21 protein-coding genes are annotated in these 24,212 nt (G+C 62.2%); 13 read left to right on the forward strand and 8 right to left on the reverse strand.

All coding sequences use genetic code 11. From position 1 onward, the window contains the following. Positions 1-4 precede the first annotated feature (4 nt). From ACFWYE_RS00960 to ACFWYE_RS00990, 7 genes are all read left to right on the forward strand, one after another. Positions 5-706: a hypothetical protein gene (locus tag ACFWYE_RS00960; protein WP_379109028.1), complete on the forward strand. Its 702-nt coding sequence runs from the start codon at positions 5-7 to the stop codon at positions 704-706. Between the two features lie 124 nt (positions 707-830). Beyond that, positions 831-1,508: a FadR/GntR family transcriptional regulator gene (locus ACFWYE_RS00965; protein WP_379069836.1), complete on the forward strand. Its 678-nt coding sequence runs from the start codon at positions 831-833 to the stop codon at positions 1,506-1,508. Positions 1,509-1,546: 38 nt separating this feature from the next. Continuing rightward, positions 1,547-2,809, forward strand: coding sequence for a CynX/NimT family MFS transporter (locus tag ACFWYE_RS00970; RefSeq protein ID WP_379109030.1), 1,263 nt, complete (start codon positions 1,547-1,549; stop codon positions 2,807-2,809). Between the two features lie 69 nt (positions 2,810-2,878). After that, positions 2,879-3,616: a dienelactone hydrolase family protein gene (locus ACFWYE_RS00975; RefSeq protein WP_379109031.1), complete on the forward strand. Its 738-nt coding sequence runs from the start codon at positions 2,879-2,881 to the stop codon at positions 3,614-3,616. Positions 3,617-3,713: 97 nt separating this feature from the next. Beyond that, positions 3,714-4,277: an RNA polymerase sigma factor gene (locus ACFWYE_RS00980; protein WP_379109032.1), complete on the forward strand. Its 564-nt coding sequence runs from the start codon at positions 3,714-3,716 to the stop codon at positions 4,275-4,277. Between the two features lie 2 nt (positions 4,278-4,279). Next, positions 4,280-6,343 (forward strand): von Willebrand factor type A domain-containing protein, encoded by a 2,064-nt coding sequence (locus ACFWYE_RS00985; RefSeq protein WP_379109034.1) that lies wholly within the window; start codon positions 4,280-4,282, stop codon positions 6,341-6,343. A gap of 192 nt (positions 6,344-6,535) precedes the next feature. Next, positions 6,536-6,802 carry a hypothetical protein gene (locus ACFWYE_RS00990; RefSeq protein ID WP_379069847.1) on the forward strand — a complete coding sequence of 89 codons (267 nt, stop codon included), beginning with the start codon at positions 6,536-6,538 and terminating at the stop codon, positions 6,800-6,802. 124 nt (positions 6,803-6,926) lie between these two features. Here the strand turns inward: ACFWYE_RS00990 and bmt are convergent, their stop codons facing one another. From bmt to ACFWYE_RS01005, 3 genes are all read right to left on the reverse strand, one after another. Beyond that, positions 6,927-7,949, reverse strand: coding sequence for a betaine--homocysteine S-methyltransferase (gene bmt / locus ACFWYE_RS00995; RefSeq protein ID WP_379069850.1), 1,023 nt, complete (start codon positions 7,947-7,949; stop codon positions 6,927-6,929). A gap of 105 nt (positions 7,950-8,054) precedes the next feature. Then, on the reverse strand, positions 8,055-8,651 hold the full coding sequence (locus tag ACFWYE_RS01000) for a DUF1989 domain-containing protein (RefSeq protein ID WP_379109036.1): 597 nt from the start codon (positions 8,649-8,651) through the stop codon (positions 8,055-8,057). Between the two features lie 37 nt (positions 8,652-8,688). Next, the gene (locus tag ACFWYE_RS01005) at positions 8,689-9,546 is read right to left on the reverse strand and encodes a helix-turn-helix domain-containing protein (RefSeq protein ID WP_379069856.1); all 858 of its coding nucleotides are present in this window, start codon (positions 9,544-9,546) and stop codon (positions 8,689-8,691) included. Positions 9,547-9,777: 231 nt separating this feature from the next. Here ACFWYE_RS01005 and ACFWYE_RS01010 point away from each other — a divergent pair, with 231 nt between their 5' ends. Beyond that, the gene (locus tag ACFWYE_RS01010) at positions 9,778-10,788 is read left to right on the forward strand and encodes a fatty acid desaturase (protein ID WP_379069859.1); all 1,011 of its coding nucleotides are present in this window, start codon (positions 9,778-9,780) and stop codon (positions 10,786-10,788) included. A 64-nt stretch (positions 10,789-10,852) separates the two neighbouring features. Further along, positions 10,853-11,665: a phosphate/phosphite/phosphonate ABC transporter substrate-binding protein gene (locus ACFWYE_RS01015; protein ID WP_379109037.1), complete on the forward strand. Its 813-nt coding sequence runs from the start codon at positions 10,853-10,855 to the stop codon at positions 11,663-11,665. Between the two features lie 29 nt (positions 11,666-11,694). On the opposite strand, the gene ACFWYE_RS01020 is transcribed toward ACFWYE_RS01015, so the two are convergent. From ACFWYE_RS01020 to ACFWYE_RS01040, 5 genes are all read right to left on the reverse strand, one after another. After that, on the reverse strand, positions 11,695-12,723 hold the full coding sequence (locus ACFWYE_RS01020; RefSeq protein WP_379109039.1) for a purine-nucleoside phosphorylase: 1,029 nt from the start codon (positions 12,721-12,723) through the stop codon (positions 11,695-11,697). A 106-nt stretch (positions 12,724-12,829) separates the two neighbouring features. Then, a complete protein-coding gene (locus ACFWYE_RS01025) occupies positions 12,830-14,197 on the reverse strand; it encodes a M24 family metallopeptidase (RefSeq protein ID WP_379109041.1) in 1,368 nt (455 codons plus the stop codon). Positions 14,198-14,227: 30 nt separating this feature from the next. Further along, a complete protein-coding gene (locus tag ACFWYE_RS01030) occupies positions 14,228-14,863 on the reverse strand; it encodes an SGNH/GDSL hydrolase family protein (RefSeq protein WP_379109043.1) in 636 nt (211 codons plus the stop codon). An 11-nt stretch (positions 14,864-14,874) separates the two neighbouring features. Further along, on the reverse strand, positions 14,875-17,460 hold the full coding sequence (locus ACFWYE_RS01035) for an FAD-dependent oxidoreductase (protein ID WP_379109045.1): 2,586 nt from the start codon (positions 17,458-17,460) through the stop codon (positions 14,875-14,877). Positions 17,461-17,552: 92 nt separating this feature from the next. Beyond that, on the reverse strand, positions 17,553-19,130 hold the full coding sequence (locus ACFWYE_RS01040; protein ID WP_379069873.1) for a trimethylamine methyltransferase family protein: 1,578 nt from the start codon (positions 19,128-19,130) through the stop codon (positions 17,553-17,555). A gap of 276 nt (positions 19,131-19,406) precedes the next feature. On the opposite strand from ACFWYE_RS01040, the gene ACFWYE_RS01045 reads away from it, so the two are divergent. The 4 genes from ACFWYE_RS01045 (at position 19,407) to ACFWYE_RS01060 (ending at position 24,191) form a co-directional block, all read left to right on the forward strand. Next, on the forward strand, positions 19,407-21,311 hold the full coding sequence (locus ACFWYE_RS01045; protein WP_379109046.1) for a phospholipase D-like domain-containing protein: 1,905 nt from the start codon (positions 19,407-19,409) through the stop codon (positions 21,309-21,311). Between the two features lie 129 nt (positions 21,312-21,440). After that, positions 21,441-22,628, forward strand: coding sequence for an MFS transporter (locus ACFWYE_RS01050; protein ID WP_379109048.1), 1,188 nt, complete (start codon positions 21,441-21,443; stop codon positions 22,626-22,628). A gap of 9 nt (positions 22,629-22,637) precedes the next feature. After that, positions 22,638-22,763 (forward strand): capsid protein, encoded by a 126-nt coding sequence (locus ACFWYE_RS01055; protein WP_379109050.1) that lies wholly within the window; start codon positions 22,638-22,640, stop codon positions 22,761-22,763. A 51-nt stretch (positions 22,764-22,814) separates the two neighbouring features. Further along, entirely contained in the window at positions 22,815-24,191 is a 1,377-nt protein-coding gene (locus tag ACFWYE_RS01060; RefSeq protein ID WP_379069882.1) for an aspartate aminotransferase family protein, read from the forward strand. Positions 24,192-24,212: the final 21 nt, after the last annotated feature.

The raw sequence follows: 24,212 nt of genomic DNA on the forward strand, positions 1-24,212 counted from the left end.
CGCCGTGAGCAACCGTCATCAGGCCAAAAATCGACAACTGCAGACGATTTCGAACCAACTCGCCGCGCATGGTCTCATCCTGCGCGGCGGTTTTGTGTTTGGCGACGAAGAGGCGGTGCCGGTAGGTCCGGAAAGCAGGCCGGCGAAGTCCGCTCTTCTGATTGGGCAGGCCGGCGCGGCGCCTTGGCCGCACTTCATGAAATGGCGGCAACGGCAGCCACTGGATCTGCCAAACCCGCTCGACACGTGGTCGCGGGAGATCATCGACGGGGTCGCTGCACATCTGGGAGCGTCGGCCGTCTATCCGTCCGACAAGCCTTACCAGCCGTTCCAGCAATGGGCGATGCGGGCGGAAGGATTGAAGTCGTCACCGCTCGGCATTCTCATGCATCCTGAATATGGCCTGTGGCACGCCTATCGCGGGGCGTTGCTGTTTGCCGGTGAGGTTCCGATTCAAGGCCCTCGCAATCCGATTCATCTTTGTGACCTATGCGTCGGAAAACCTTGCCTGAAATCCTGTCCGGTCGAGGCCTATTCAGGCGAAGGTTTTGCTTATCAGTCCTGTCTCGGGCATGTCCGTGGCGCGGCTGGCGTGGCGTGCCGGAGCGGCGGTTGCCTGGATCGAAACGCGTGCCCCTATGGGGCAGACTATCGTTATCCCGCCGAGGTGCAGGCTTTTCATATGGCAAGCTTTGCTGGCCTGTAGCAGGCTCGTTTCAAGGGCGCGGTCTGGCCCAACCGTTTCGGCCGCTCCCCGGCGATTCCCTGATTGACCCTGAGCAGAGACACGACTACTCATCATGTCATCCGATGACTTGATGAGTAGCCGCATGCAACCAGCCAGCCGCACAAATCTGACCGACAGCGCCACTGAGAGCTTGCGGGCTGAAATCCTCGGCGGTCATTGGTCGGTCGGTGCCCGCATTCCCAACGAGGCTGCCCTGTCCGACCAGCTTTCGGTCAGCCGGGGTACGGTGCGGGAGGCCGTACGCGCACTGGTTTCGCAGGGTCTGCTCGAAACACGGCAGGGATCCGGAACCTATGTGCGCTCGGCTGTCGACCCGACCGCGGCGCTGGTGCGGGTCAGGCGGGCCTGTCTGCGCGATCAGTGGGAAGCGCGCACCGCGCTCGATGTGGAGGCGGCACGGCTGGCGGCGCTGCGGCATGCACCGACTGACATTGAAAGGCTCAACCGCCTGCTCGCTGAGCGCGGTACGGTCGCCGACGGCGGACAACACAATTTCGTCTGCCGCGATCTCGCTTTCCACAAGGCGATCGTGGCGATGTCGGGCAACCGCGCGATGGTGGAGCTCTACGACTTCTTTACCGCGGCGATTGCCGAAACCATCCAAGCGACCCTGGGCGGCGATCTGCCGGAGCCGGACACTCCGATGCACGCGCAGATCGTCGAGGCAATCGCCTCCGGCGATCCGGACCGCGCCGGCGATGCCGTTCGCGCTTTCATGGCGCCCGTCCTTTCGCAACTCGACCGGCATCTCGCGCAATGAACCAGACCTTCCGTCAAGGCGATAGTCAGGCTGCTGTCATGAAGGGTATCGACGATCAGCTTGTCGATGCCGAGGCCGACAGCCTGCCGCCACCGCAAGCTCCGGTGCTTGAAAGCCCAGCCGCGCGCATCCTGCTTGGCGCCTGCCTCGTGCTGATCGCCTTCAACCTGCGCCCGTTGTTTTCCAGCCTTTCGGTGCTTTTGCCGGAGATGATGCAGGCAACGGGGCTGTCCAGCGCTGGCGCTTCGCTGCTGACGACGTTGCCGGTGGTTTGTCTTGGCATCTTTGCCCCGTTCGCGCCCAGGCTGGCACAGCGCTATGGGGCCGAGCGCACGCTGCTCGGCGTCATGGCCTTGGTGACGCTGGGTACGGCGCTGCGCGGCTTCGGGTCCGTGCCGATCCTGTTTGCTGCTACCTTTATCGCGGGCGCTGCCATCGCGGTCGGCAACGTGCTGCTGCCCGGCCTTGTCAAACGCGATTTCCCCGACAGCATGGCCTTGATGACGGGTCTCTACACGATGGCTCTGTGCGCTGGCGCGGCCGCTGCATCAGGGCTGACGCTGCCGGTCGAACACCACATAGCCGCCGGTTCCTGGGCGGCTGCCCTTGCTGCCTGGGCGGTGCCGGCCTTCGCCGTGCTGTTGTTATGGGCGCCGCAGGCATTCGCCAGCCGCCACCGGGCAAGCCATAGCGGTTTCCGTGTCACGGGGCTCTGGCGCGACCGTCTGGCCTGGCAGGTCACGCTGTTCATGGGACTGCAGTCGGCACTGGCTTACAGCATCTTCGGTTGGCTGGCCCCGATCCTGCGCGAGCGTGGCTTCGACGCGACTTCGGCAGGCGCGATCGTCTCGGTGTCGGTGATGGCGCAGGTCGTCGCGTGCCTGGCAGTGCCGCCGATTGCGGTTCGCTGCCGCAACCAGAGCCTCGTCAATGTCGCGCTCGTCACCGTGGCGGTCATTGCGTTGCTCGGCATCCTGTTTGCTCCGACCTCGATGACGCTGCCGTTGGCCATCGTGCAGGGGCTGGGGCAGGGCGGCCTGATCGCCGCCGCCATGACGCTGATCGTCCTGCGCTCACCCGACCCGCACGTGGCGTCGCATCTTTCCGGCATGGCGCAGGGTGTTGGCTATGTGCTGGCGGCGATCGGCCCGCTGCTGGTCGGCTTGATCCATGGCTGGACAGGCAGCTTCGCCGCTTCGGCGATCCTCTTCGCGGCTCTCGGTCTCGGGGTTGCCGTGATGGGGTTCGGAGCAGGTCGTGCGCTGCTGGTCGGGGCGCGCACTGTACGCCTTGAGGGGTGAATAATCCGGGTTGTCTGTCGCGATACCTGCGCTATCTATCCGCTCCTGTTCCGAACATGGAGACGGATGGTGCCATCAGCCAGCAAGCGCGACATCACGATCAAGACCCAGGATGGCGTGGCGCGGGCCTCCCTATTCCGCAACGGGCAGGTGAAGGCGGGCGTCATCTTCTACATGGATGCCTTCGGTCCTCGTCCCGCGCTCTACGACATGGCTTCAAGGCTTGCCGGGCATGGCTATGCCGTTCTGCTGCCGGATCTGTTCTATCGCAACACGCCTTATGGCCCGTTTGACGCCAAGACCGGTTTTGTCGAAGAAAAAAGCAAAGCGGCGCTGACGGCGCTGGTCGGCGGCACGACGCAGGACATGACCGTGCGCGACAGCGTCGCGTTCATCGCGGCGCTTGAAGCCGAAGGCGTGCGTGGTCCCGTAGGCACCGTCGGTTATTGCATGGGCGGTGGACGGGCTCTCAATGCGGCGGCAGCTTATCCGGACAGGATCGCCGCAGCCGCCAGCTTCCACGGCGGCCGGCTTGGGACGGATGCGCCCGACAGTCCCGCTTCGAATGCGGCCGGGATCAAGGCGCGTGTCTATATCGGCTCGGCCGGTGTCGACGGCAGTTTTCCGCCGGAGCAGTCGGCCCGGCTGGCACAGGCCTTGCGGCAAGCGGAGGTCGATCACGTCATCGAGAATTATGTCGGCATGCAGCATGGCTGGTGTGTTCCCGACCACAGCGTCTACGATACCGCCGGTGCCGAACGCCATTGGAAGCGCTTGACCGACTTCTTCGGCGAGACATTGCGCTGATTGATCGGCGAAGCCCGCCACAGCAATCTCGAACATATCTGGAAAAAATCTTCCCATCCGCCCAAGGATTGGCCAATAGGCGTCGTCCAACAGGCAAATGACGGCGATGATGCTGGACGACGAGGCATCCGACAGCGAGCTGATCGGACGTGCCAAGCAGGGAGACAGGAACGCGTTCGGCCAGCTGGTCGGGCGTCACTATGACTTTGTCTACCGCGTCGCCTATCGCTGGAGCGGCCGCAAGGCCGATGCCGAAGATGTCGCCCAGGACGTGTGCGTGCGGCTCGGCCGCGCGATCCGCGACTATCGCGGCGGCGGCGCCTTCACCACCTGGCTTTATGCCATGACCCTCAACGCCGCGCGTGACCTTGCCCGCAAGAGTGCGCGAGAGAGCGCAAAGACGGAAGCTTATGGTGGCCACATGCTCATCGTCGGACAGGCGCAGGCCGCTGAACCGGACGATCCAGTGGATGCACTCTGGGCGGCCGTGCGTCTCCTTCCCGACAAGCAGCGCGAAGCCGTCCTGCTGGTCTATGGCGAAGGGCTCAACCACGCGGCAGCGGCCGAAACGATGGCAATCTCGGAGGCGACGGTTTCATGGCACATCCATGAAGCGAAGAAACGGCTGAAAATTCTTATGCGTTCAGCCGGGGAAGTGTGACCATGGTCGATGACAACGAACTGAAAAAGTTGCGCGATGCGGCACTGCCAGGCCCGGATGCCGAGGCGCGCGCCCGCGCGCTTTCTGCCGCCATGATGGCCTTCGATGAAAAAGATGAGGTGACAGCCCAAGGAACGGCGGCAAGGCCGCGTCTCACTTCCCGAGCACTCACGCTCTGGAGAGAGATCATGCAGAAGAAGCTCATCGCCGCACCGGCTATTGCCGGTCTCGTCGCACTGCCGATCGCGGGTTACACGGCGTTTCATCTGATGCGAGATGGCGGTCCAGCGCTCGATGCGGGCGGCACGGTCGCCGAAACGCTCGCCGACAAGCCGACGCCGCCAAAACCGGATGCGCAGGCACAGCCGCCGATGGTTGAGGCACCTCCGACAGAGGATCTCAAGCAAAAGGCTGCTCCCTTGGCTTCTACCGCCAAAACCGAGGCTGCCGCGCCTGCCGGCAACGTGCAGGTTGTCCCGCTCAAGGAATTGACGCGAATGAGAAGCGCCGAGATGAAGCTCGCCGCGCCGCTGGCCGAAAGCGAAGCCGCCGATGCGCTGGCACGCAGTCCGGCAAGCACGACGCTGATGGCCGAGCCGACAATCGCACCGGCCCCGATGCCCGCCGACACCATGCAGCCGCCTGAGGAAAACCGCGACCGCATCCAGGATTTCAAGACCAATCCGGTCCGCTCGGCGAAGGAAGATCCGGTCTCGACCTTTTCCATCGATGTCGATACCGCGTCCTATTCCTTTGTGCGCCGCTCGTTGAAGGACGGAGCGCTGCCGCAGGCCGACACGGTGCGCGTCGAGGAAATGGTCAACTACTTCCCGTATGACTGGAAGGGGCCGAACGCCGCCGAAACGCCGTTCAATACCACCGTCAGTGTCATGCCGGCGCCTTGGAATGCCGAACACAAACTGATGCATGTCGCCATCAAGGGCTACGATATGCAGCCAGCGGTGCAGCCAAAGGCCAATCTGGTCTTCCTGATCGATGTCTCCGGTTCGATGGACGAGCCGGACAAGCTGCCGCTGCTGAAATCCGCTTTCCGCCTGCTCATCAACAAACTCAAGGCCGACGATACCGTTTCCATCGTCACCTATGCGGGCAATGCCGGAACCGTGCTCGAACCAACCAGGGCGGGTGAGAAGGACAAGATCCTGCGCGCTATCGACAATCTGGCGCCGGGTGGCTCGACAGCCGGTGAAGCTGGCATCCGTGAAGCCTACCGTCTGGCGCAGAGATCCTTCGTCAAGGGTGGCATCAACCGGGTCATGCTTGCCACCGACGGTGATTTCAACGTCGGCCAGACCGATGACGACGATCTCAAGCGGCTGATCGAGAAGGAACGGGAGACCGGTGTTTTCCTTTCGGTTTTCGGTTTCGGCCGTGGCAATCTCAATGACCAGATGATGCAGACCATCGCCCAGAACGGCAATGGCACTGCCGCCTATATCGACACGCTGGCCGAGGCGGAGAAGGTGCTGGTGGAAGGGGCATCCTCGACGCTGTTCCCGATTGCCAAGGATGTAAAGATCCAGGTCGAGTTCAATCCGGCAAAGGTTTCGGAATACCGGCTGATCGGCTACGAGACACGAGCCCTCAACCGCGAGGACTTCAACAACGACCGCGTCGATGCGGGTGAGATCGGTGCAGGCCATTCCGTGACGGCGATCTATGAGCTGACGCCGAAAGGCGCCACGCAACAGGTCGACGATCTGCGTTACGGTGAAGCGACGACCAACAATGGCGGGGTTTCCAATGCGGACGAATATGCATTCGTGAAGATCCGCTACAAATTGCCGGACGCAGATACATCCAAGCTGATCACCACTCCGGTGACAGGAGCCAATGAGGTCTCATCCTTCGATGCGGCCGGTATCGATCAGCGTTTCTCGATAGCCGTGGCGGCTTTCGGGCAGAAGTTGCGCAACGAGGATGCGACCGCCAAGTTCGGCTACGACCGGATCCAGGAGATCGCCAACGCGGCACGCGGCGCCGATCCGTTCGGCTACCGGGCGGAGTTCCTGTCGCTGGTGCGGCTGGCTGCTGCGATGAATTGATCGCTTCTCCGCTTGGCGAAGAGTCGGTCGGCGAGGGTTGCGGCTTGCCCGCTACCCTCATTGCACTCTGTCTCGGGCCAGTGTGATCGGCTGCTCATTCGCCGATCGTTAAAATGCCGAATAGTTTCGATACTGCACTGCAATGTAACGTGGGGTAAGAAGCTTGCGGGGACGCTCTTTAAGGGTTTGGACGTGCGCATAGACGGGATTTCGACTTCGGTTCAGGTGGCGACCACACAGGTTGCCGAGCCGAGCAGGGTATCACAAACGACGATCAGCAGGGATGTGGAGACCGCGCGCAAGACGGCGCTGTCCGCCCTCACCAACGAGCGCTTTCGCGCGGCGCTGGAGAAACTCAGCGATCCACGTGCCTCGGAAACGATCGCGCTGATGCGCAATGACGGACCGTCGGCCGACTTTGGCTCGGCGCAGGCACGCTACGCCGATAACAGCAACTAGAGCAATTCACAGAAACAACGGCAATTCCAAGAAAAGTGCGTTGCGCTTTTTCACCCGGAATTGCCTGAAAACAAAGAATTGGAGCGCTTCCGAGAAAGACGGAAACGCTCCGGGAGCGATCTGGTCAGGCCCGCGAACGGCGACGCTCGCGGCGGCCTTCAGCGGTCTCGTTGGCGTTGGCACTGGCCGCCTTGTTGCGCAGTGGCCCGATGCGCTCGACGATGGTTTCAACCGTCGGGCGCACGTCCTTCTTGTGCACGTCCAGAGCTTTGCGCATCGCAGCCAGGTGGGCGAAAGAGGTACCGCAACAGCCACCAACAATCTTGGCGCCGGCGTCGACGGCCAGGCGCACATAGTCGGACATCAGTTCCGGCGTACCGGAGTAATGAATTTCCGTGCCGCGGAATTCCGGGATACCGCAATTGCCCTTGACGATGACGGTGGCCTCAGGCTTCGCCTCGGTCATGTCCAGCAAGGACGCCAGAATGTCGGAGGCGCCGACACCGCAATTGGCGCCGACGCCGAGCGGGGCTTCAGACAGGCCGTCGGCGACCGCATGGATATCCTTCGGTAGCAAGCCCATCATGGTGCGGCCGGCGGTGTCGAACGAGCCGGTATAGGTATAGGGCAGGCCAACGCGGATGGCGGCTTCGGCAGCTGCGCGGATTTCATCGGGCGCTGACATGGTCTCGATCCAGGCTACTTCAGCGCCGCCGGCCTTCAGGCCTTCGATCTGCTCGGCAAAGGCTTCGACGGCATCTTCGTAGCTCAGGGCTCCGAGCGGGATGAGAAGTTCCCCGGTCGGACCGACGGAACCGGCGACGATGACCTTTCGGCCGGCACTGTCGGCAACCGAACGGGCGATTTCGGCTGCCTTCTTGTTCAGCGCGAAGACGCGATCCTGCGCATGGTGCAGCTTCAACCGGTGACGAGTGCCGCCGAAGGAGTTGGTGAGAATGATGTCGGCGCCGGCGTCGACGAAGCCCTGGTGCAGTTTTGCAATGGTTTCGGGCGCGGTCTCATTGAGAATTTCCGGCGCTTCGCCAGCCGGCAGGCCCATGGCGAACAGATTGGTGCCGGTGGCACCATCGGCCAGCAGCACACCCTTTTCTGCGATCAGGGCATCGATCGGATTGATGGTCGTCATGGCGCGTGCTTTCAAACTCGAGTTTGAATAAGGATATAAAGAAGTCTTTATGTCCAGTCAACCGAGGCGCGCCTTCTCCGGGGCAGAAGAAGGCGTGCTGGTCGACTAAGCTGCGGGAAACAACTCGACCTCGATTTCGGTGCAGGTATCTCCGTTGGTGGGGTGATGGTCGACCGAGCAGGCGGTGACGACGATCAGGAGATCGCGTTCGGCGCGCAAGGTCACCGACCCGCCCGGCGGGTTGATTGAAGCATCGACCAGCAGCGTGCCGTCCGCTGTCGGCAGCGAATTCTGGAAGAAGTCGACCGGGTCCGGCGTGAAGGGAAGTGTGATCCCCTCGGCCGCGAGCACTTTGTGCAGATTGTCCTGGCAGCTTGGATGCTCGTCGAAGCCGGCGCGGCGGTAGAGTGCCGCGTTGCAGGCGGGAAACAGCATATCGTGCGGTCCGGGGGAATCGTTTGCTACCAGGGTCAGCAGCGGCTCTCCGGTTGTGCCGTAGAAATGCTCGCCGACCGCCGGAAACAGCCTCTCGATAATATCGCGGGTGTTCGAGGTACTCAGCCAGTCCGGCGTATCTCCTGTCACGAAAGCCCAGAGATCGGCGACTTGCTGGCCCTTCGGGTCGACGATGCGGATGAGTTCGCCCTCCCTGATGTGGAAGGCGCGGCCGGATTGTGGAGGCACGACAATATGACGACCCAAGGATGGCTCCTGTTCTGATGGCAGCGGGAAAGTGGCGTCAGGAGCGCGAAACCGCAAGGGGCAGGTCGGCCAGACGCTGGGCGAAGGCTGCGGCTTCATGCGCGTTGATCTCGGCCGCGCGGATCAGATTGTCGAAATGGCCGGTCAACGTGCGGATCGGCTGGGTGGCGTTGAGCACGATGTACATGTCGCCGACGTAGATCGCGGCGCGGTAGGGTCCGAAGATGGTATAGGGGATCGAATAGCGCATCCGCCCGTCATAGAGATAGAGGCGGAACGTCGGATAGAGGTCGTCGAGCAACGCAGCCATATGAAGCAGTTGCTCGCGCCGCTCTTCGGCCGGAAAGGCATCCCAGACACCCAGGCCACGCGCGAATATCTCCAGCGTATGGCGCGGCATGCAGACTTCCATGTCCGTCTCCGGGCGCCGGCTGTAGTCGATGCGATACTGCGTTTCACCGGCCTGCGCCTGCCTGCTCTTGTTGGAGATGCCCGCCTCGTAGTCCACCAGCGCCTCGGTGCGCAGAAGATCGGGGATGCCGGCCGGCACGTAGCGAATCTTGGTGCCGACCGCTTCGGCGTGCCATTTGGCAATCAACGTGCGCTCGAAGCCGCCCGAGGCCTCCTCGATTTCCAGGCTTTCCCGGATTTCGCCGGTCACGCCTTCATCCTGAGAAAGGCCAAGCAGCCAATCGAGCGAAACCTTGAATTCGGCGGCGATGTTGAGAAGCGTTTCGGCGCGCGGCAGGCGCACGGATGCACCGGAAAGCAGCTGAGACAGCGCTGAACGATCGATGCCGACGGCGGAGGCGAAGGCCGACTGGTTGAGGTCGGATCGTGTCAAGAGCAATTTCAGCCGCTCCCGGAACACAGTGGAGAGGTCGCGCTTGTCCATTGCGTTGTTCCTCCGAAACCTAGCAAAAAGTTCTACACATCAGCTTCATTCGCGCAAACAGGCGGAAATGAATCTCCAGGTTTGTTTACTGAACACATCATATGCTTGCAAAGGTGCGCAATCGCAACATTTTGTGCGCTTTGTCGCGTTGAGACAGCGTATGACTGCTGACACAATGCTGTCAGGAATCACAGACCGGTTCCGGCGACTGAAAGGGCAGTGGTCGATCGCATGGCGAACAAGCGTAAGAAAGTGAGCAGCAAACCGGCGGTGGAATGGCCAACCGTTTTTCTCGCCATCGGTTGCTACGGGATCTGGCTCACAGCCGGCCTACTGATCTGGCCCTCCTATCCGCTGGTAGCCCTTTTCGTGCTCACACTGACGGTCGCGTTGCAGTCGTCGCTGATCCATGAAGTGCTGCACGGCCATCCGACCCGCAATGCGTTGGCCAACGAAGCCTTCGTTTTCCTGCCGATAGGTCTCATATGGCCATTCCGCCGCTTCAAGACGCTGCATCTGCGCCATCATGCCGACGAGCGCCTGACCGACCCGCTCGACGACCCGGAAAGCTACTACAAGGCGCTATGGCACCATGACGAGCTGCCGCAGGTGATGAAGTTGCTGCTCCGGATCAACAATACCATGGTCGGCCGCTTTTTCCTTGGCCCATGGATGTCGATGATCGGCTTCTTCATCGACGACGCCAAACAGATGCTTGCCGGGGACAAGGCGATCCGCCAGGCTTGGCTGCTGCACGTCATCGGGCTCGCCGCCGTGCTTTTGGTGATTCAGTTCGGTTTCGGCATGCCGCTGTGGCTCTATATTCTGGTGCCGATGTGGTTCGGCCAGTCGCTGATAGCCATCCGAACCTACGCAGAACACCAATGGTCGGAACATCCCGAGGGCCGCACGGTGATCGTGGAACGCTCGCCGCTCTCCTTCCTGTTCCTCAACAATAACCTGCACTTCGTGCATCACAGCAAGCCGACCGTTGCCTGGTACAAGCTGCCCAAGCTGTTCCGGGATGAGCGCGAAAAGTGGTTGAAGGCCAACCATGGCTATTCCTATCCGAACTACTTCGCGCTGCTGAAGGCCTATGCTTTCAAGGCGAAGGAGCCGATTGTGCACCCTGTGCTGCGGCGTGTACCGGAAAAGGGCAGGGCTTTTGCCCCGCGCGTGCGAGCTCGTAATGTCGGCGGTCTCGGCACTGCCCCGGTTCCTGCCGAGCCGTCGAAGGAATGAGGCGTTCCTCCAAAGGTTTTTCCCCCGCTTGAAACCGGCGACCAGCAGCGGCCATATCTTCGACATGAGAAAGTTTGTTGCGGCTCTGCCGATGTATGACTGGCCTGAGGCACGAGCCGAGGTCGATGCCCAGTGGGCAAAGATCCGTGCCGCATTGCGGCACGCCGGCGTCGATGCACCTGAAATGGTGGTGCGGCGCAATGCCGACCTGCCTGCCGTTCCTGGCGATATCCGCGACGCTTCCGGACAGGTCATCGTTGCCGATCCCACCAGACTGCCGCCAGACGAGCTTGATTTCCATGCCATCTGGCTGCATCCGGCACTGCTGTTTACGCAGACCTGCTGGGGGCCGATGGAATTCGGCCTGGAACGCCATGTGCAGGTGGTCGGCCAGCCGAGCTACGATGGCATCGAAGGCGGGCGGGATGGATTCTACTCCAGCGCCATCGTGATGCGGCGGCCGGGAAAACACGTTGCCGCGCCCGAGAACGGTCAGGCGCTCATTCCGCTGGAGCTGATCCGCGGCAAGCGTTTGGCCTTCAACAGTCTCGATTCCATGTCCGGAATGATCGCCATAACCCGCGACCTCGAGGCGATGGGCGAAGGCCTCGATATCTTCGCCGAACGTCTGGAAAGTGGCGGTCACCGCAATTCCATTGTCGAAGTCGCCGAGGGCCGGGCCGACGTCGCGGCGATCGATTGCCAGAGCTGGGCTTTGGCGCAGCGCTTCGAACCGAAGGCGAAGGACGTTGCCGTCGTCGGCTGGACGGCGCGCCGCAAGGGACTGCCCTTTATCACCGCGCGCGCCACCCCGCCGGCACTGCTGGCAAAACTGCGTGATGCTCTGGTCGGCGAAAACGAGTCGATTGCCGGCTGAAGTTTCCCCATCACGCGAGATCGCTGGCCCTATTTAGCCGGTACACCTTTCTGCCAGTCTGCCCATCCGTTGATGACGGTATCGGCGAATTTCGAGCCGACCCGGTAGGCATTGGCGGTTGCTGGGCCGAAACCGCCTGAATCGGCGCTGAGCGATTCAATGGCCGTCTTGCCTTCCGGCTCGCGATCGAAGTTGGATGCGGTGCGCAAAAGCGCGATGCGGTCGAATTGCAGCAGGCCGGCATCGGCGCCGCGCTGAAGCGCTGTCAGGGAGGCATTGTCCTCCATCTGCGTGGTACAGTAGTTGCCGGCGCCGTCGGTCAGCAGCGAGACCCATTTGCCCATGCTCTCCGCGGTCTTCGAGCCGTGCCAGTAAGTGTCCGTCGAGAGTGTGTCGCAGATGCTGACGACGGGTGCCGCGTTGCCTGGCGCGGTCTTGTATGCCGCTCGATAGGCCTTGGCCTCATCGCTGTCTGCCAACTCGACGCCACTGGTCAGGGTGAACGCCTTGTTCACCAGCTTCTCGTTCAGCCTGTAGACTTCCGTTCCGGAGCCCCATTTGGGCTTCTCACCGGGTTTCTGGGCGCCGAGCCCGACCACGCCGTCTGGCCAGTCGGCGGGGATCTGGCGTGGATCGATCTCGTGGCGAAGGCCGGCGTCGACCGCGAAGCGGGCCCAGTGCGCGGAACCCAGCGTGCCGTCGCCTGGATCGACGCCGGCAATACCGGCGATCAGGACGTAGCTCTGCTTAAGGTCGAACAGGCCGCTGTAGATCACGGCCGACACCGAACTGGCAGCATTGGCGTAACCCATTGCCGTCGTCATCACGCATAGGCCCGCTGCATCGCAGGCGACTTCCGGATACTCCTTCGGCAGGCCTGGCACCTTCACCCTGGTGTCGAGCTTGCGTCCTTCCAGCCATGGTTTCGTTTCGCCGCCGAACATGGTGACGACGAGGACCTTCGGTGCGATCGGCTGTGCGAAGGCCGCAGAAGGCGGCGAAAGAAGAACTGCAGCCAGTGCTGTGCTGGCAAGACCGAGGCGACGGGGAGATGGCATGGGCTTGTTCCGCGGTTGATGGGCGACAGATGCCACTATCCTCGCCGGTGCCGCATGCAGCCATGCCGCGCCTCGCGCTTTCCACACCAAAATGGAGGAGCAGAATTCACTCTGCCAGGAGACGCTCGTCGAGAGGATAGCTCGACAGCTTTTCGGGACCGGTCGGGGTAATCAGGATCTGCTCTTCGAGTTTGACACCTTCGCGCCCACCCAGCCGGCCGATATAGCTTTCCACGCACAGCACCATGCCGGGCTCGAGAACGCCGTCCGGCGTATCGGCAGTCCAGTCGGCTGCATGCGGCAGGGTCGGGTATTCGTCAGCGAGGCCGACACCGTGATAGAGCACGCCGTAGCGGGTCGGGAAACAGTCCGGTGGTGGTACGGCGGAGCGCTCGACGAGTTCCCTGAATGAGATTCCCGGCCGCATCAGCTCGATGTTGCGGGTGATCTGGTCGGCGGCAACACGATAAAGATCCCGCTGCTCGTCGCCGGGACGGCCATCGCCGCACAGCCAGGTGCGCGAGAGGTCGGCACAGAACCCATACGGGCCGATGAGGTCGGTGTCGAAGGCGACGAGGTCACCAGTCTCGATGACGCGCGACGAGCATTCCTGGAACCAGGGATTGGTGCGCGGACCTGACGAGAGCAGCCGTGTCTCGATCCACTCGCCACCGCGTGCGATGTTGCCGCGGTGCAGTTCCGCCCACAGTTCGTTCTCGGTGACGCCTGGCTTCAGCGCGGTCTGCATCTCGCCCATGGCTGCCTCGCAGGCGACGATGGCGCGGCGCATGGCCAGGATTTCATCGGCCGATTTGATGAGGCGGGCATTCTCCATGACGGCTTCGCCATTGCCGATCGCGATGCCCAGGCGCGCGAGCGCCTCGACGCCTTCGAAGTCGAGATGATCGACGGCAATGCGATTGTTGCCGCCGCCGTGTTCGCGTACCAACTCGGCAATGCCGGCAGCCCAGCGGCGTACCTTCATTTCCGTCAGCTCGCCGCCATAGAGATACATCCAGGACACGGCCGGTCGTACTTCGTCGACGACACCGGAATGGTCGGACAGGTGCTCGCAGGAGAAGTAGTCGAACAGAACGACCGGTCCTTCGGTCGCCACGAAGCAATGGCGTGTCGGGTTGTGCGCGACCCAGAGCTGCATGTTGGTGCTGTCAGTCGCGTAGCGGATGTTGACGGGATCGTAGAGCAGCGCACCGGCGTAGCCGCGACGCTTCAGTTCGGCGCGGATGCGCTCGAGACGATATTTCCGCATCGCCGGCAGATCGGGAGCCGCGATGCCCGCTGCCGCCCACTCGCGCTCGGCGGTTTCACCATAGCCAAGAACATGCTGGTTGAGTGAGGCCGCCTTGTCGCGGGAAGCGGCGCGCAGTGCCTCGATGTTGCCCACCATATCCGGTTCGAATGGCATGATCTTGCGGTGTCGACCGAAATTGCCCTTAGCCTGTTCCTCCCGCATCGTCGTTCGACCCTGACTGGTTGGTTGCTCCTAGCGCGCCAAAACTTCCGAATTGACGCGTGGTCCCTCGGGCGCCTGACAGAATGCAGCGATCGCACGAGCGATCTTGAGGCCACCCTTCACCGATGGCTCAATGGGGTTGGCCAGGTCTTCGTCGTGATCGCATATCAATCGCAGGTCAATCAGTGTCAGCCCCCGCAGGAACGCTGCGCGCGTGATCACGTCGTTGAACACGGTCAAAGCCGTATTTGCGATACGGCGTTGCATCGGTTCCGCAAAGCGCCCGTCGTATATCGTGCAAACCGCCGTAGGGCGGTTCGTCGCCATCACACCATCGAGCATGGCGTTGTAGCTGTGGGCGAAATTTTCGCGAATGCTGGCCAGGCGATCCAGGACTTCGGCAACCGACGCTGCGGGTTCACCAAGGATGCCGCCATGGTCGAGCGCATCGTTACCCCCGACGCTGAGCGCCAGGTGTGTTACGTCGCTCCCGAGCCAACCCAACTGCCGCTTTACATCTCCGGTGAGACTTCCGTCGACTGCGTGCAGGCTTGTGCGCCATTCCGTCAGCAAAATGCTGCGCAATTGGCTCGCCACGTCGGGTCCGTCGCCGACGTAGCTGCCATTGTCGAAAATCGAGTCACCGAGCAAAACGACGTGGGGCATGAGCTTTTCGGCTACCCGCGCATCTTTTCGCCGCTCGGATCGAAGGGAGGCTCGACATTGATGCGGGCCGGACGGCGGTGGCCGAGAATTTCGATCTCGAACAGGCCGGCGCTCTCGTCCTCGGCCAATGCCGCTGGAACGTATCCCTGCGCCATCGACTTCTGCACATAGTGTGCATAGCCGCCCGACGTGATCCAGCCGACAACGCGCCATTCGCCATCGACGATGCCGCGCACGGCGGAAGCACCTTGCGCGGCGGTTGAACCGCGCACTTCCTTGCCGAATTCGTCGAAGCGTGGCGCACCGTAGCCGTGCGGCTTCTCGACCGTGCCATAATCGGTGGGAACCTTGGCCCAGATCGGCTCGTCGCCCATCACATCGGCGTCGGCAGCGTCCACGAGGAAGGAGACGCGACGCAGCCTGGAGCCCTTGCCGTTGGCCATTTCAGCCTGTTCGCCTACTGCGGCTTCGCGACCGATGAAGTCGTTCTTCTCCATCTTGATGAAGCGGTCCATCGCCCCCTCGAACGGGCCATAGATCGGCCTGAGCTCGCGGAACCATGTCGGGAAGTTCTTCTCCAGGCGCATGGCAAGCAGCGCACGCATGCCGAAGTCGATGATGTCGAATTCCGCGCCCGCGTCCTTGATGGCGGCATAGACAAGCCGCTGATAGGCAGGCTGCATCCAGATTTCGTAGCCGAGATCGCCGGTGTAGGTGATGCGGTTGACCAGGCATGGCGCGCCGCCAACGGCCATCTCGCGGAAATCCATGAACCGGAACGCCTTGGACGACACGTCGATGTCGGTCAGCTTCTGCAGCAGCTCCTGGCTTTTCGGCCCGGCAATGGAGAGGCCGACGAGGGTCTGGTCGAAGCGGTGGATGCGAACCGAGCCGTCCTTCGGCAGATGCTTCTCGAACCAGCGCATATGGTACTTCTGCGCCGCGGACGAACCCCAGATCATGAACTTGTCGTCGCCTGTCTTGGCGATTGTGAAATCTCCGATCAGCTTGCCGAACTCGTTCAGCATCGGGGTCAACACGATGCGGCCCTTCTTCGGCATGCGGTTGGTCATCAAACGATTCAGGAAATCTTCGGAAGCCGTTCCACTGACTTCGTATTTCGCGAAATTGGCGATTTCGGTGATGCCGACGCGCTCGCGCACGGCGCGCACTTCATTGCCGATATGTTGGAAGTCGTTCGAGCGGTGGAAAGAGACGACGTCCTTTGGTTCGGTACCCTTTGGTGCGAACCAAAGGGGGGTCTCCAGGCCCCAGCTGTCGCCCATGACGGCATTGTTGGCCACCATCGTATCGTAGAGCGGTGTCGTCTGCGCCGGGCGAGCCGCGGGCAGTTCCTCGTTCGGAAAGCGGATGGAGAAGCGGCGCGAGTAGTTTTCGCGCACCTTGGCATTGGTATAGCGCAGGCTCGCCCACTCGCCGAAGCGGGCGACATCCATGCCCCAGACGTCGAAACCGGGATCGCCGTTCACCATCCAGTTGGAGAGGGCCAGGCCGACACCGCCGCCCTGGCTGAAGCCGGCCATGACCGCGCAGGCGCACCAGAAGTTGGTCAGGCCCTGGACCGGACCGACCAGCGGGTTGCCGTCGGGCGCGAAGGTGAAGGGGCCGTTGATGACCTGCTTGATGCCGGCATTGGCGATGCCCGGGAAATGCTTGAAGCCGATCTCCAGGGAGGGTGCAATGCGGTCGATGTCAGGCTGCAGCAGCTCGTGGCCGAAGTCCCAGGGCGTGTTCACCGGCGACCATGGCTTGCAGGCCTTTTCATAGGTGCCGAGCAGGATGCCGTTGCGCTCCTGGCGGGTGTAGATCTCGCCCTTGAAGTCGAGAACGCCGACCATCTCGCGACCGGTCGACTTGTTGAATTCCTCGACCTCCTTCATGGGTTCGGTGAGCAGATACATGTGCTCCATGGCAAGCAGGGGCAGCTCGACGCCAACCATGCGTCCGACTTCACGTGCCCACAAACCACCGCAGTTGACGACGTGCTCGGCCTTCACCGTGCCCTGTTCGGTGACGACGTTCCAGGTGCCGTCGACTTCCTGGGTCAATTCGATGACGCGGTTGCGCAGCACGATTTCGGCGCCCAGTTTCTTGGCAGCCTTCGCATAGGCGTGAGTGGTGCCAGACGGATCGAGATGGCCTTCGACGGGATCCCACATGGCGCCGACGAAATTCGTCTCGTCCATCAGCGGAAACATAGCCTTGGCTTCCGATGGGGTGATCAGCTCGGTGTCCATGCCGAGATAGCGGCCCTTGGCGTGGGCCAGGCGCAGGAAGTCCATCCGCTCCGGCGTGTCGGCCATCATGATGCCGCCGGTCAGGTGCAGCGAGCAGGACTGTCCGGAAAGCTCCTCCAGCTCCTTGTACAACTGCACGGTATAAGCCTGCAGCTTGGCGACGTTGGGGTCGCCGTTCAGCGTGTGGAAGCCGCCGGCGGCATGCCAGGACGAGCCGGAAGTGAGCTCCGAGCGCTCGATCAGCATGACGTCGGTCCAGCCGGCTTTAGCCAGGTGGTAAAGGACCGAACAACCGACGACGCCGCCGCCGATCACAACCGCTTTAACGTGGGATTTCATAAGGATATGTCTCTACTTGAACAGTTTGATTCAGGGTGCGGCGAAGCCTTGGCACGTTAGTGAAAGTCACGTGCGCTTTCATCGAGCCGTATTCAGAAATCAGTCGGGGCGCCGCCCTCGGCGATGCGCCGGTCGACAAAGGCGTTGAGTTCCTCGCGAATGGCCGGATCCATGTAAGGTTCCTCGTAGCTCGCCAGGCGCTCCTTCCAGACGCGATTGGCTTTCTCCATGGCGGTGGGCGAACCGGCTTCGGCCCAGGTCTCGAAATTACGCCAGTCGGACAGGATCGGCGAATAGAAGGCGGTCTTGTAGCGCGACTGAGTATGTGGCGTGCCGAAGAAATGGCCGCCGGGACCGACGTCGCGGATGGCATCGATGGCGAGAGCATCCTCGGACAGGTCGAGCGGCGTCAGGAACTCCGCCACCATCTGCAGCAGGTCGATGTCGAGGATCATCTTTTCGTAGGAGCAGCGCAGGCCACCTTCCAGCCAGCCGGCGCCGTGCATCATGAAATTGCCGCCGCCCTGGATGACGCCCCACAGCGAAAACACGCTTTCATAGGCAGCCTGTGCATCCACGGTGTTGGCGGCGCAGGTGTTGGAGGTGCGGTAGGGCAGGTTATAGCGGCGCGCCAGCTGGCCGCCGACCAGCTGCGCCTTCATGTATTCCGGCGTGCCAAAGGCCGGCGCGCCCGACTTCATGTCGACATTGGAGGTGAAACCGCCATAGCCGACCGGCGCGCCCTTGCGAACCATCTGAGTGAAGGCAATACCGGCAAGCGCTTCTGCATTCTGCAGGACCAGGGCGCCGGCGATCGTGACCGGTGCCATGGCGCCCGAAAGCGTGAAGGGCGTCACGACAACGATCTGGCCCATTGACGACATCTGGATGATGCCTTCCATCATCGGGACATCGAGCTTCAGCGGCGAGTTTGTGTTGATGATGGTGTAGAGCGACGGCTCCTCCATCATCTGCTCGCGCGTGATACCGCGCGCGATGCGGGCGATCTCGATGCCGTCGAGATTGCGTTCCTTGCCGAGCGAGTAGGCGTGGTAGGCCTTGTCGGTCATGATTGCGAGGTCGCGGATACACTCAAGATGCCGGACCGATGGGTGGACGTCGATCGGTTCGACCGGATAGCCACCGGTCATCTGCAGGATGTTGTGCATCTGCGCGAGCTTGAGGAAATTGCGATAGTCGCGCTGGTTGCCGGGCCGGCGGCCGCTGTCGAGGTCGGAACAGTTAGGTGCCGAGGCCATCTGCGCGAAGATGGTATTGTTGCCGCCGAAGCGCAGATTGTGCGCCGGATTGCGGGCATGAATGGTGAATTCTCTGGGCGCATGGGAGATCAGCTCGAGGATCATGTCGGCGTCGAAGCGGACGCGAAATTCGCCATCGCGCACATCGGCGCCATGCGCTTTCATGATGCGACGGGCTTCGTCATGCAACACGTCGACGCCGATTTCCTTGAGCACGCGCAGCGAGGCGAGGTGGATCGATTCCAGCTCGTCGTCAGAGATCAGCTTGGTCGGCGCGAAGGGAATCTTGAGCTGTCGGAAGGCTGGCTGATCGAAGGCGGCCGCGCCGGCGGCGCGCTTGCCGGCGCGTCCGCCACGACGGGCGCGATCGGTGGCCAGGGCCGGTTCGGCGGGTTGCAGCGCGGCGGTCATGGTAATCCTCATGCGATTTTGTCGCCGCATAATGGACCGCCGGCCGATCCTCCATTGCGGAGGCGGCGACCACTAGAGCAAGCAAAGCGACATGGCGTCTGCCGTGTCGGCAGTGCTCGGCAAGCGGTCGAAAGTCGGCGCAGGCAAGTGTGAACGGCGTTACAGTCGCGCCATGAGGGCGGTTTAGAATGCCCGTGCGCCGGAGACTTTCAGACGGATTGCGTGGTCAAGCCGTCGCTTCGCTTGCTTTTGCGGTGCCAGCCTGGGGAGGATGTCATGGCCGATGTGGTGCGGGTGAGGGCGGCGACCAACAACGAGGTCGCATTCATCGCCTGGGATGTCGACGGCATGATTCCGGGCTGCCTCGGTTTCGAGCTCGTACGGCTCTATCCCGACACCGGTGAAGAGCGCTGCCTGGCTTCCTGGGTGCCGTTCAAGGGACAGCGCAACAAGGACTGGATTCCCCAGGATACCGGCGTGTGGCCGGTGCAGAAGACCTTCTGGCGTGACCTCACCGTGCGGCGGCGACGCGACAGCCTGACCATGCGGCCCGATGGCGAAATGATCGCCTATCGCGTGCGTCCGGTAGGCGCCATGAAACCAGGCCTGGAACCGGTGCCTGTTCGCCCCCCGGAGATCGATGGAAAGCGCACCTATACAGGCACGCCGCTGCCTCTTGGCTATCTGGGGCAGGGCGCCGTCAGCCCGACGATCTTCCTGGGTTCGATGTTCGGCAAGGCGCGCGTGGCCTTCACCAACGGCGTGCTGTCGACGCAATGGATGTCACGCGCACTGGCCGAAGCAGGCATCAAGGTCGGGCAGCGCGACAAGATCCGGGAGGAGCTGCAGGACCGCAACAGCAAGATCCGAGCCTATCTGCACGGCGATGTACCCGACGTCTTGACCAGCCTGCTGACGCGAGCAAAGGCCGAAGGCGGCTCGGTGCGACTTGCACTCTATGAACTCGGCGACGACGCGCTGCGCGACGCGATCATCGCGGCCAAGGACAGCGTCGAGGTGATCCTGTCGAACTCCGGCAAGGACACGCAGACCAAGAAATGGGACTTCGGCAATGCACCCTATCGCAAGGCACTGCGCGATGCCGGCGTGGCTGTGACCGATCGGCTCTTCAACAACAATCATATCGGCCATAACAAGTTTGCGGTCTATCGCGACAAACATGGTGTTCCGCAGGCTGTGATGACCGGCTCGACCAACTGGACGACGACTGGCATCTGCGGCCAGTCCAACAATGCCTTCATCCGCGACGATCCCGAGATGGCGAGCATTTTCAACAGCTACTGGGAACGGATGAAGGCCGACCTGTTTCCAGCGCCACAGCGCGAGGATGCACCAGGTCGTGCCGTCCAGACGCAGGGCGCCGCGTTTCGCAAGGACAATCACATCGCCAATCCGTTGAACGGCCAAAGCACACCCGTCGATGGTATGACCATATGGTTCTCGCCGAACGATCCGGACCGCAACAAGAAGACATTGTCGGTTCGCCCGGTCGATCTGGAGGACGTCTTTGCCCGCATCAGGGCGGCCAGGAAGGCCGTGCTGTTTCTTGTCTTCAACCCCTCGCGCCGCGGCGACAACTCGATCGTTGCCGAAGCTGTCGCTGCCGCCAGGGCAAATCGCGACCTGATCGTGCAGGGTGCGATCAGCGACCAGGCCGCGATGCCGAACTACGTGCCGTCGACACGGGATCCGGTGACGCGCAAATCCAACAATGACGGCAAATCGCCCTTCGTCTTCCCGGAAAAGGTATGGGAGATGCCGAATGTTTCGATCGTGCGCGCGGCAAACCTGACCGGTGCCTCGATCGCGACGGATTTCCAGGCCGAGGTGCTGACCATCGGCCATGCCATCGTCCACGACAAGATCGTCATCATCGACCCGATGGAAGACAATGCAACGGTGATCACGGGCAGCCACAACCTCGGCTACAAGGCCTCCTACGAAAACGACGAGAACCTCGTCATCGTCGAGGGCGACAGGACTTTCGCGGCCGCCTACGCGGTGCATTGCCTGGACGTGTTCGACCACTACAAGTTCCGCGCATGGCGGCGCACGCTGGGCAAAGGACCATCGGCCGACGATGGGCTGCGGGTTGATGACAGCTGGTTGAAGCCATACGCGCAGGGCAGGAAGGGGGCGCTGGCGCGCTACTTCCCCTGAAATGCGAGGGTCGCCGCGGTTTTGAGGTGGAGCAAGCGATCCCGCGCATCCGGCCCTTTCCTCTATTGCGATGAACAGCTAGCACCCGAAAACCGTTGACCTCGAAGATAGGCACGGTCGGGAGGAATGATGGCTGCTGCTGCGCACCGCGACAACGAATCGACGGCCAACTGGCCGGCGATCGCGGGCGTGATCGCGACCGTATCGGTCTTCGCCATCGCGCAAGGCCTGACCTATCCGCTTTTGTCCTTCATCCTGCAGCGGCAAGGCGTGTCGCCGGCCACGATCGGCCTTTCCGCGGCGATGACGCCGATTGGCTTCATCATGTCGTCGCCGTTGATCCCGTCGCTGGCGCGCCGCTTCGGAGCTGGTCGTACAGCGCTGACTTGCGCTGCGCTTTCGGCGCTGACACTGGCGCTCGTCGGCATGACCTACAATGTCTATGCCTGGTTTCCGCTGCGCTTCATGATCGGCGTCGTCACCAATCCGCTTTATGTGCTGAGCGAAATGTGGATGATCGCGCTGGCACCGCCGGCAAGGCGCGGACGCATCATGGGTGTCTACTCCACCCTGATATCGGCCGGCTTTGCAACAGGGCCATTGTGCCTGCTGTTCGTCGGCACCGAGGGCTGGGCGCCATTTCTGGTCGGCATCGTTGCCTTCATCATCTGCGGCAGCTGTCTTGCAGCAGTGTTGCCGAGACTGCCGAGGGTCGACCAGGGCGGTCACCATGTCTCGGTTTTGGGTTTCATGCCGTTGGCCGTGCTCCTGCTTGTCGCGGTGGTCGTGGCTGCGGGATTCGAGCAGGCGGTGCTGGCGCTTCTGCCGGTTTACGGCACGCATTTCGGCATCGCCGAGACGCGCATGTCGGCGCTGCTGACCTTCATGATCGCAGGCAACATCGCCATGCAGGTTCCGTTGGGCTTTCTGGCCGAACGGCTTACGCCGCAGGTTGTCCGGTTGGGCTGCGTCGTCGCAACGGCCTGCGGCTGCGCATTGCTGCCTTTGGTGATCCTCACACCCTTGGTGTGGCCGTTCCTGTTCGTTCTAGGGGCGGTATCCTACGGCATCTACACCATGACCATCATCGAACTCGGCGAGCGTTTCACGGGGCAGGCACTCGTTGCCGGCAACGCAGCCTTTTCGCTGATGTGGGGCGTTGGCGGTATTGCCATGCCACCACTCGCCGGCGCCGCCATGGCCTTGTTTGGCGCACCTGGTTTGCCGGTGACACTGGGGGTGGTCTGCGTTGTTCTCATGATTGCCAGTCTGGTGGCCCTGCGCGGTGGGTTGAACAGCCGTCACAGGGTCGGCTAGAGTGTGCCCATGCGTGCTGTAGTGGCCCATCCTCGCAAGCTCGATATCGCGGTGACGCCTTCACCGCGCACGCGCCATGCCGAGCTTTTGCGACTGTGCGCCCGCATCGGTTATTCGCCGCCTTACGCCCTTTGAGAATCCGTCTCCGGCTGTTGCCGGGTTGATTCAAAAGGAAAGGCTAATCCAATGACTTATCAGAATTTTTCGCTGAAGCAGCTTCAGCAGATCGATGCCGCGCATCATCTGCACCCCTTTACCGACCACAAGGAACTGCGTGGCGCCGGTTCGCGTATCATCACCCACGCCAAGGGGCCATTCATCTATGATTCAGAGGGCGTCGAAATCCTCGACGGCATGGCCGGCCTCTGGTGCGTGAATGTCGGCTATGGTCGCGACGAACTGGCCGATGCCGCCTACGCCCAGATGAAGGAGCTGCCCTATTACAATTCCTTCTTCAAGTGCTCGACGCCGACGCCGGTGCTGCTTTCCAAGCGGCTGGCCGAAATTGCTCCGAAGGGCGTGAGCCAGGTCTTCTACGGCTCGTCGGGTTCGGAAGCCAACGACACCGCGCTTCGGCTGGTGCGCCACTTCTGGACGCTGGAGGGCAAGCCGGAAAAGAACCGCATCATTTCGCGCAAGAATGCCTATCACGGCTCTACGGTGGCCGGCACCTCGCTCGGTGGCATGGAAGGCATGCACAGCCAGCTCGGCGGTGCGGTGCCCAACATCGTCCATGTGATGATGCCCTACGCCTATGAGCTGGCGCTTCCCGGTGAGAGCGACCACGATTTCGGCCTGCGTGCCGCCAAGGCGGTCGAGGATGCGATCCTCGAGGCTGGTGCCGAGAATGTCGCAGCCTTCATCGGCGAGCCGATCATGGGGGCCGGTGGCGTCAAGATTCCACCCGCAAGCTATTGGCCGGAAGTCCAGCGCATCTGCCGCAAGCATGACGTGCTTCTGATGCTGGACGAGGTGATCACCGGTTACGGTCGCACCGGCGAGTGGTTTGCCGCTGACTACTACGGCATCCAGCCGGATACCATCACCACGGCCAAGGCGCTGACCTCCGGGTACCAGCCACTGTCGGCACTGCTGGTCGGCGATCGTATTGCCGCCACCCTGGTCGAAGGTGGCGAGTTCTACCACGGTTACACCTATTCCGGTCATCCGGTGGCCTGTGCCGTGGCGATCGCCAACCTGGATATCATTGCCAACGAGGGGTTGGTCGAGCGGGTGAAGAACGAGACCGGGCCTTATTTCGCCAAGGCCCTGCAGGAACGCATCGCCGGCCACGATCTGGTTGGCGAGGTCCGCTCGGTCGGCCTGATGGGCGGCATTGAAATCGTCAAAGACAAGGCGGCCAAGGAGCGGTACTCGCCAGCTGGAAGTGCAGCTGTCACCGTTCGCGATCATGCCATCGCCAACGGCCTGATGCTGCGCGCCACCGGTGATACGATGATCCTGTCGCCGCCGCTGATCTGGACCCGAGACACGATCGATCTGTGCTGCGAGCGTCTGGGCAAGGCGCTCGACCTTGCCAAGGAAGACCTGCGCAAGGCATAGACAAGGCTGACAGTTTGTCGC

Source organism: Mesorhizobium sp. NPDC059025 (assembly GCF_042739655.1).
Classification (GTDB): domain Bacteria; phylum Pseudomonadota; class Alphaproteobacteria; order Rhizobiales; family Rhizobiaceae; genus Mesorhizobium.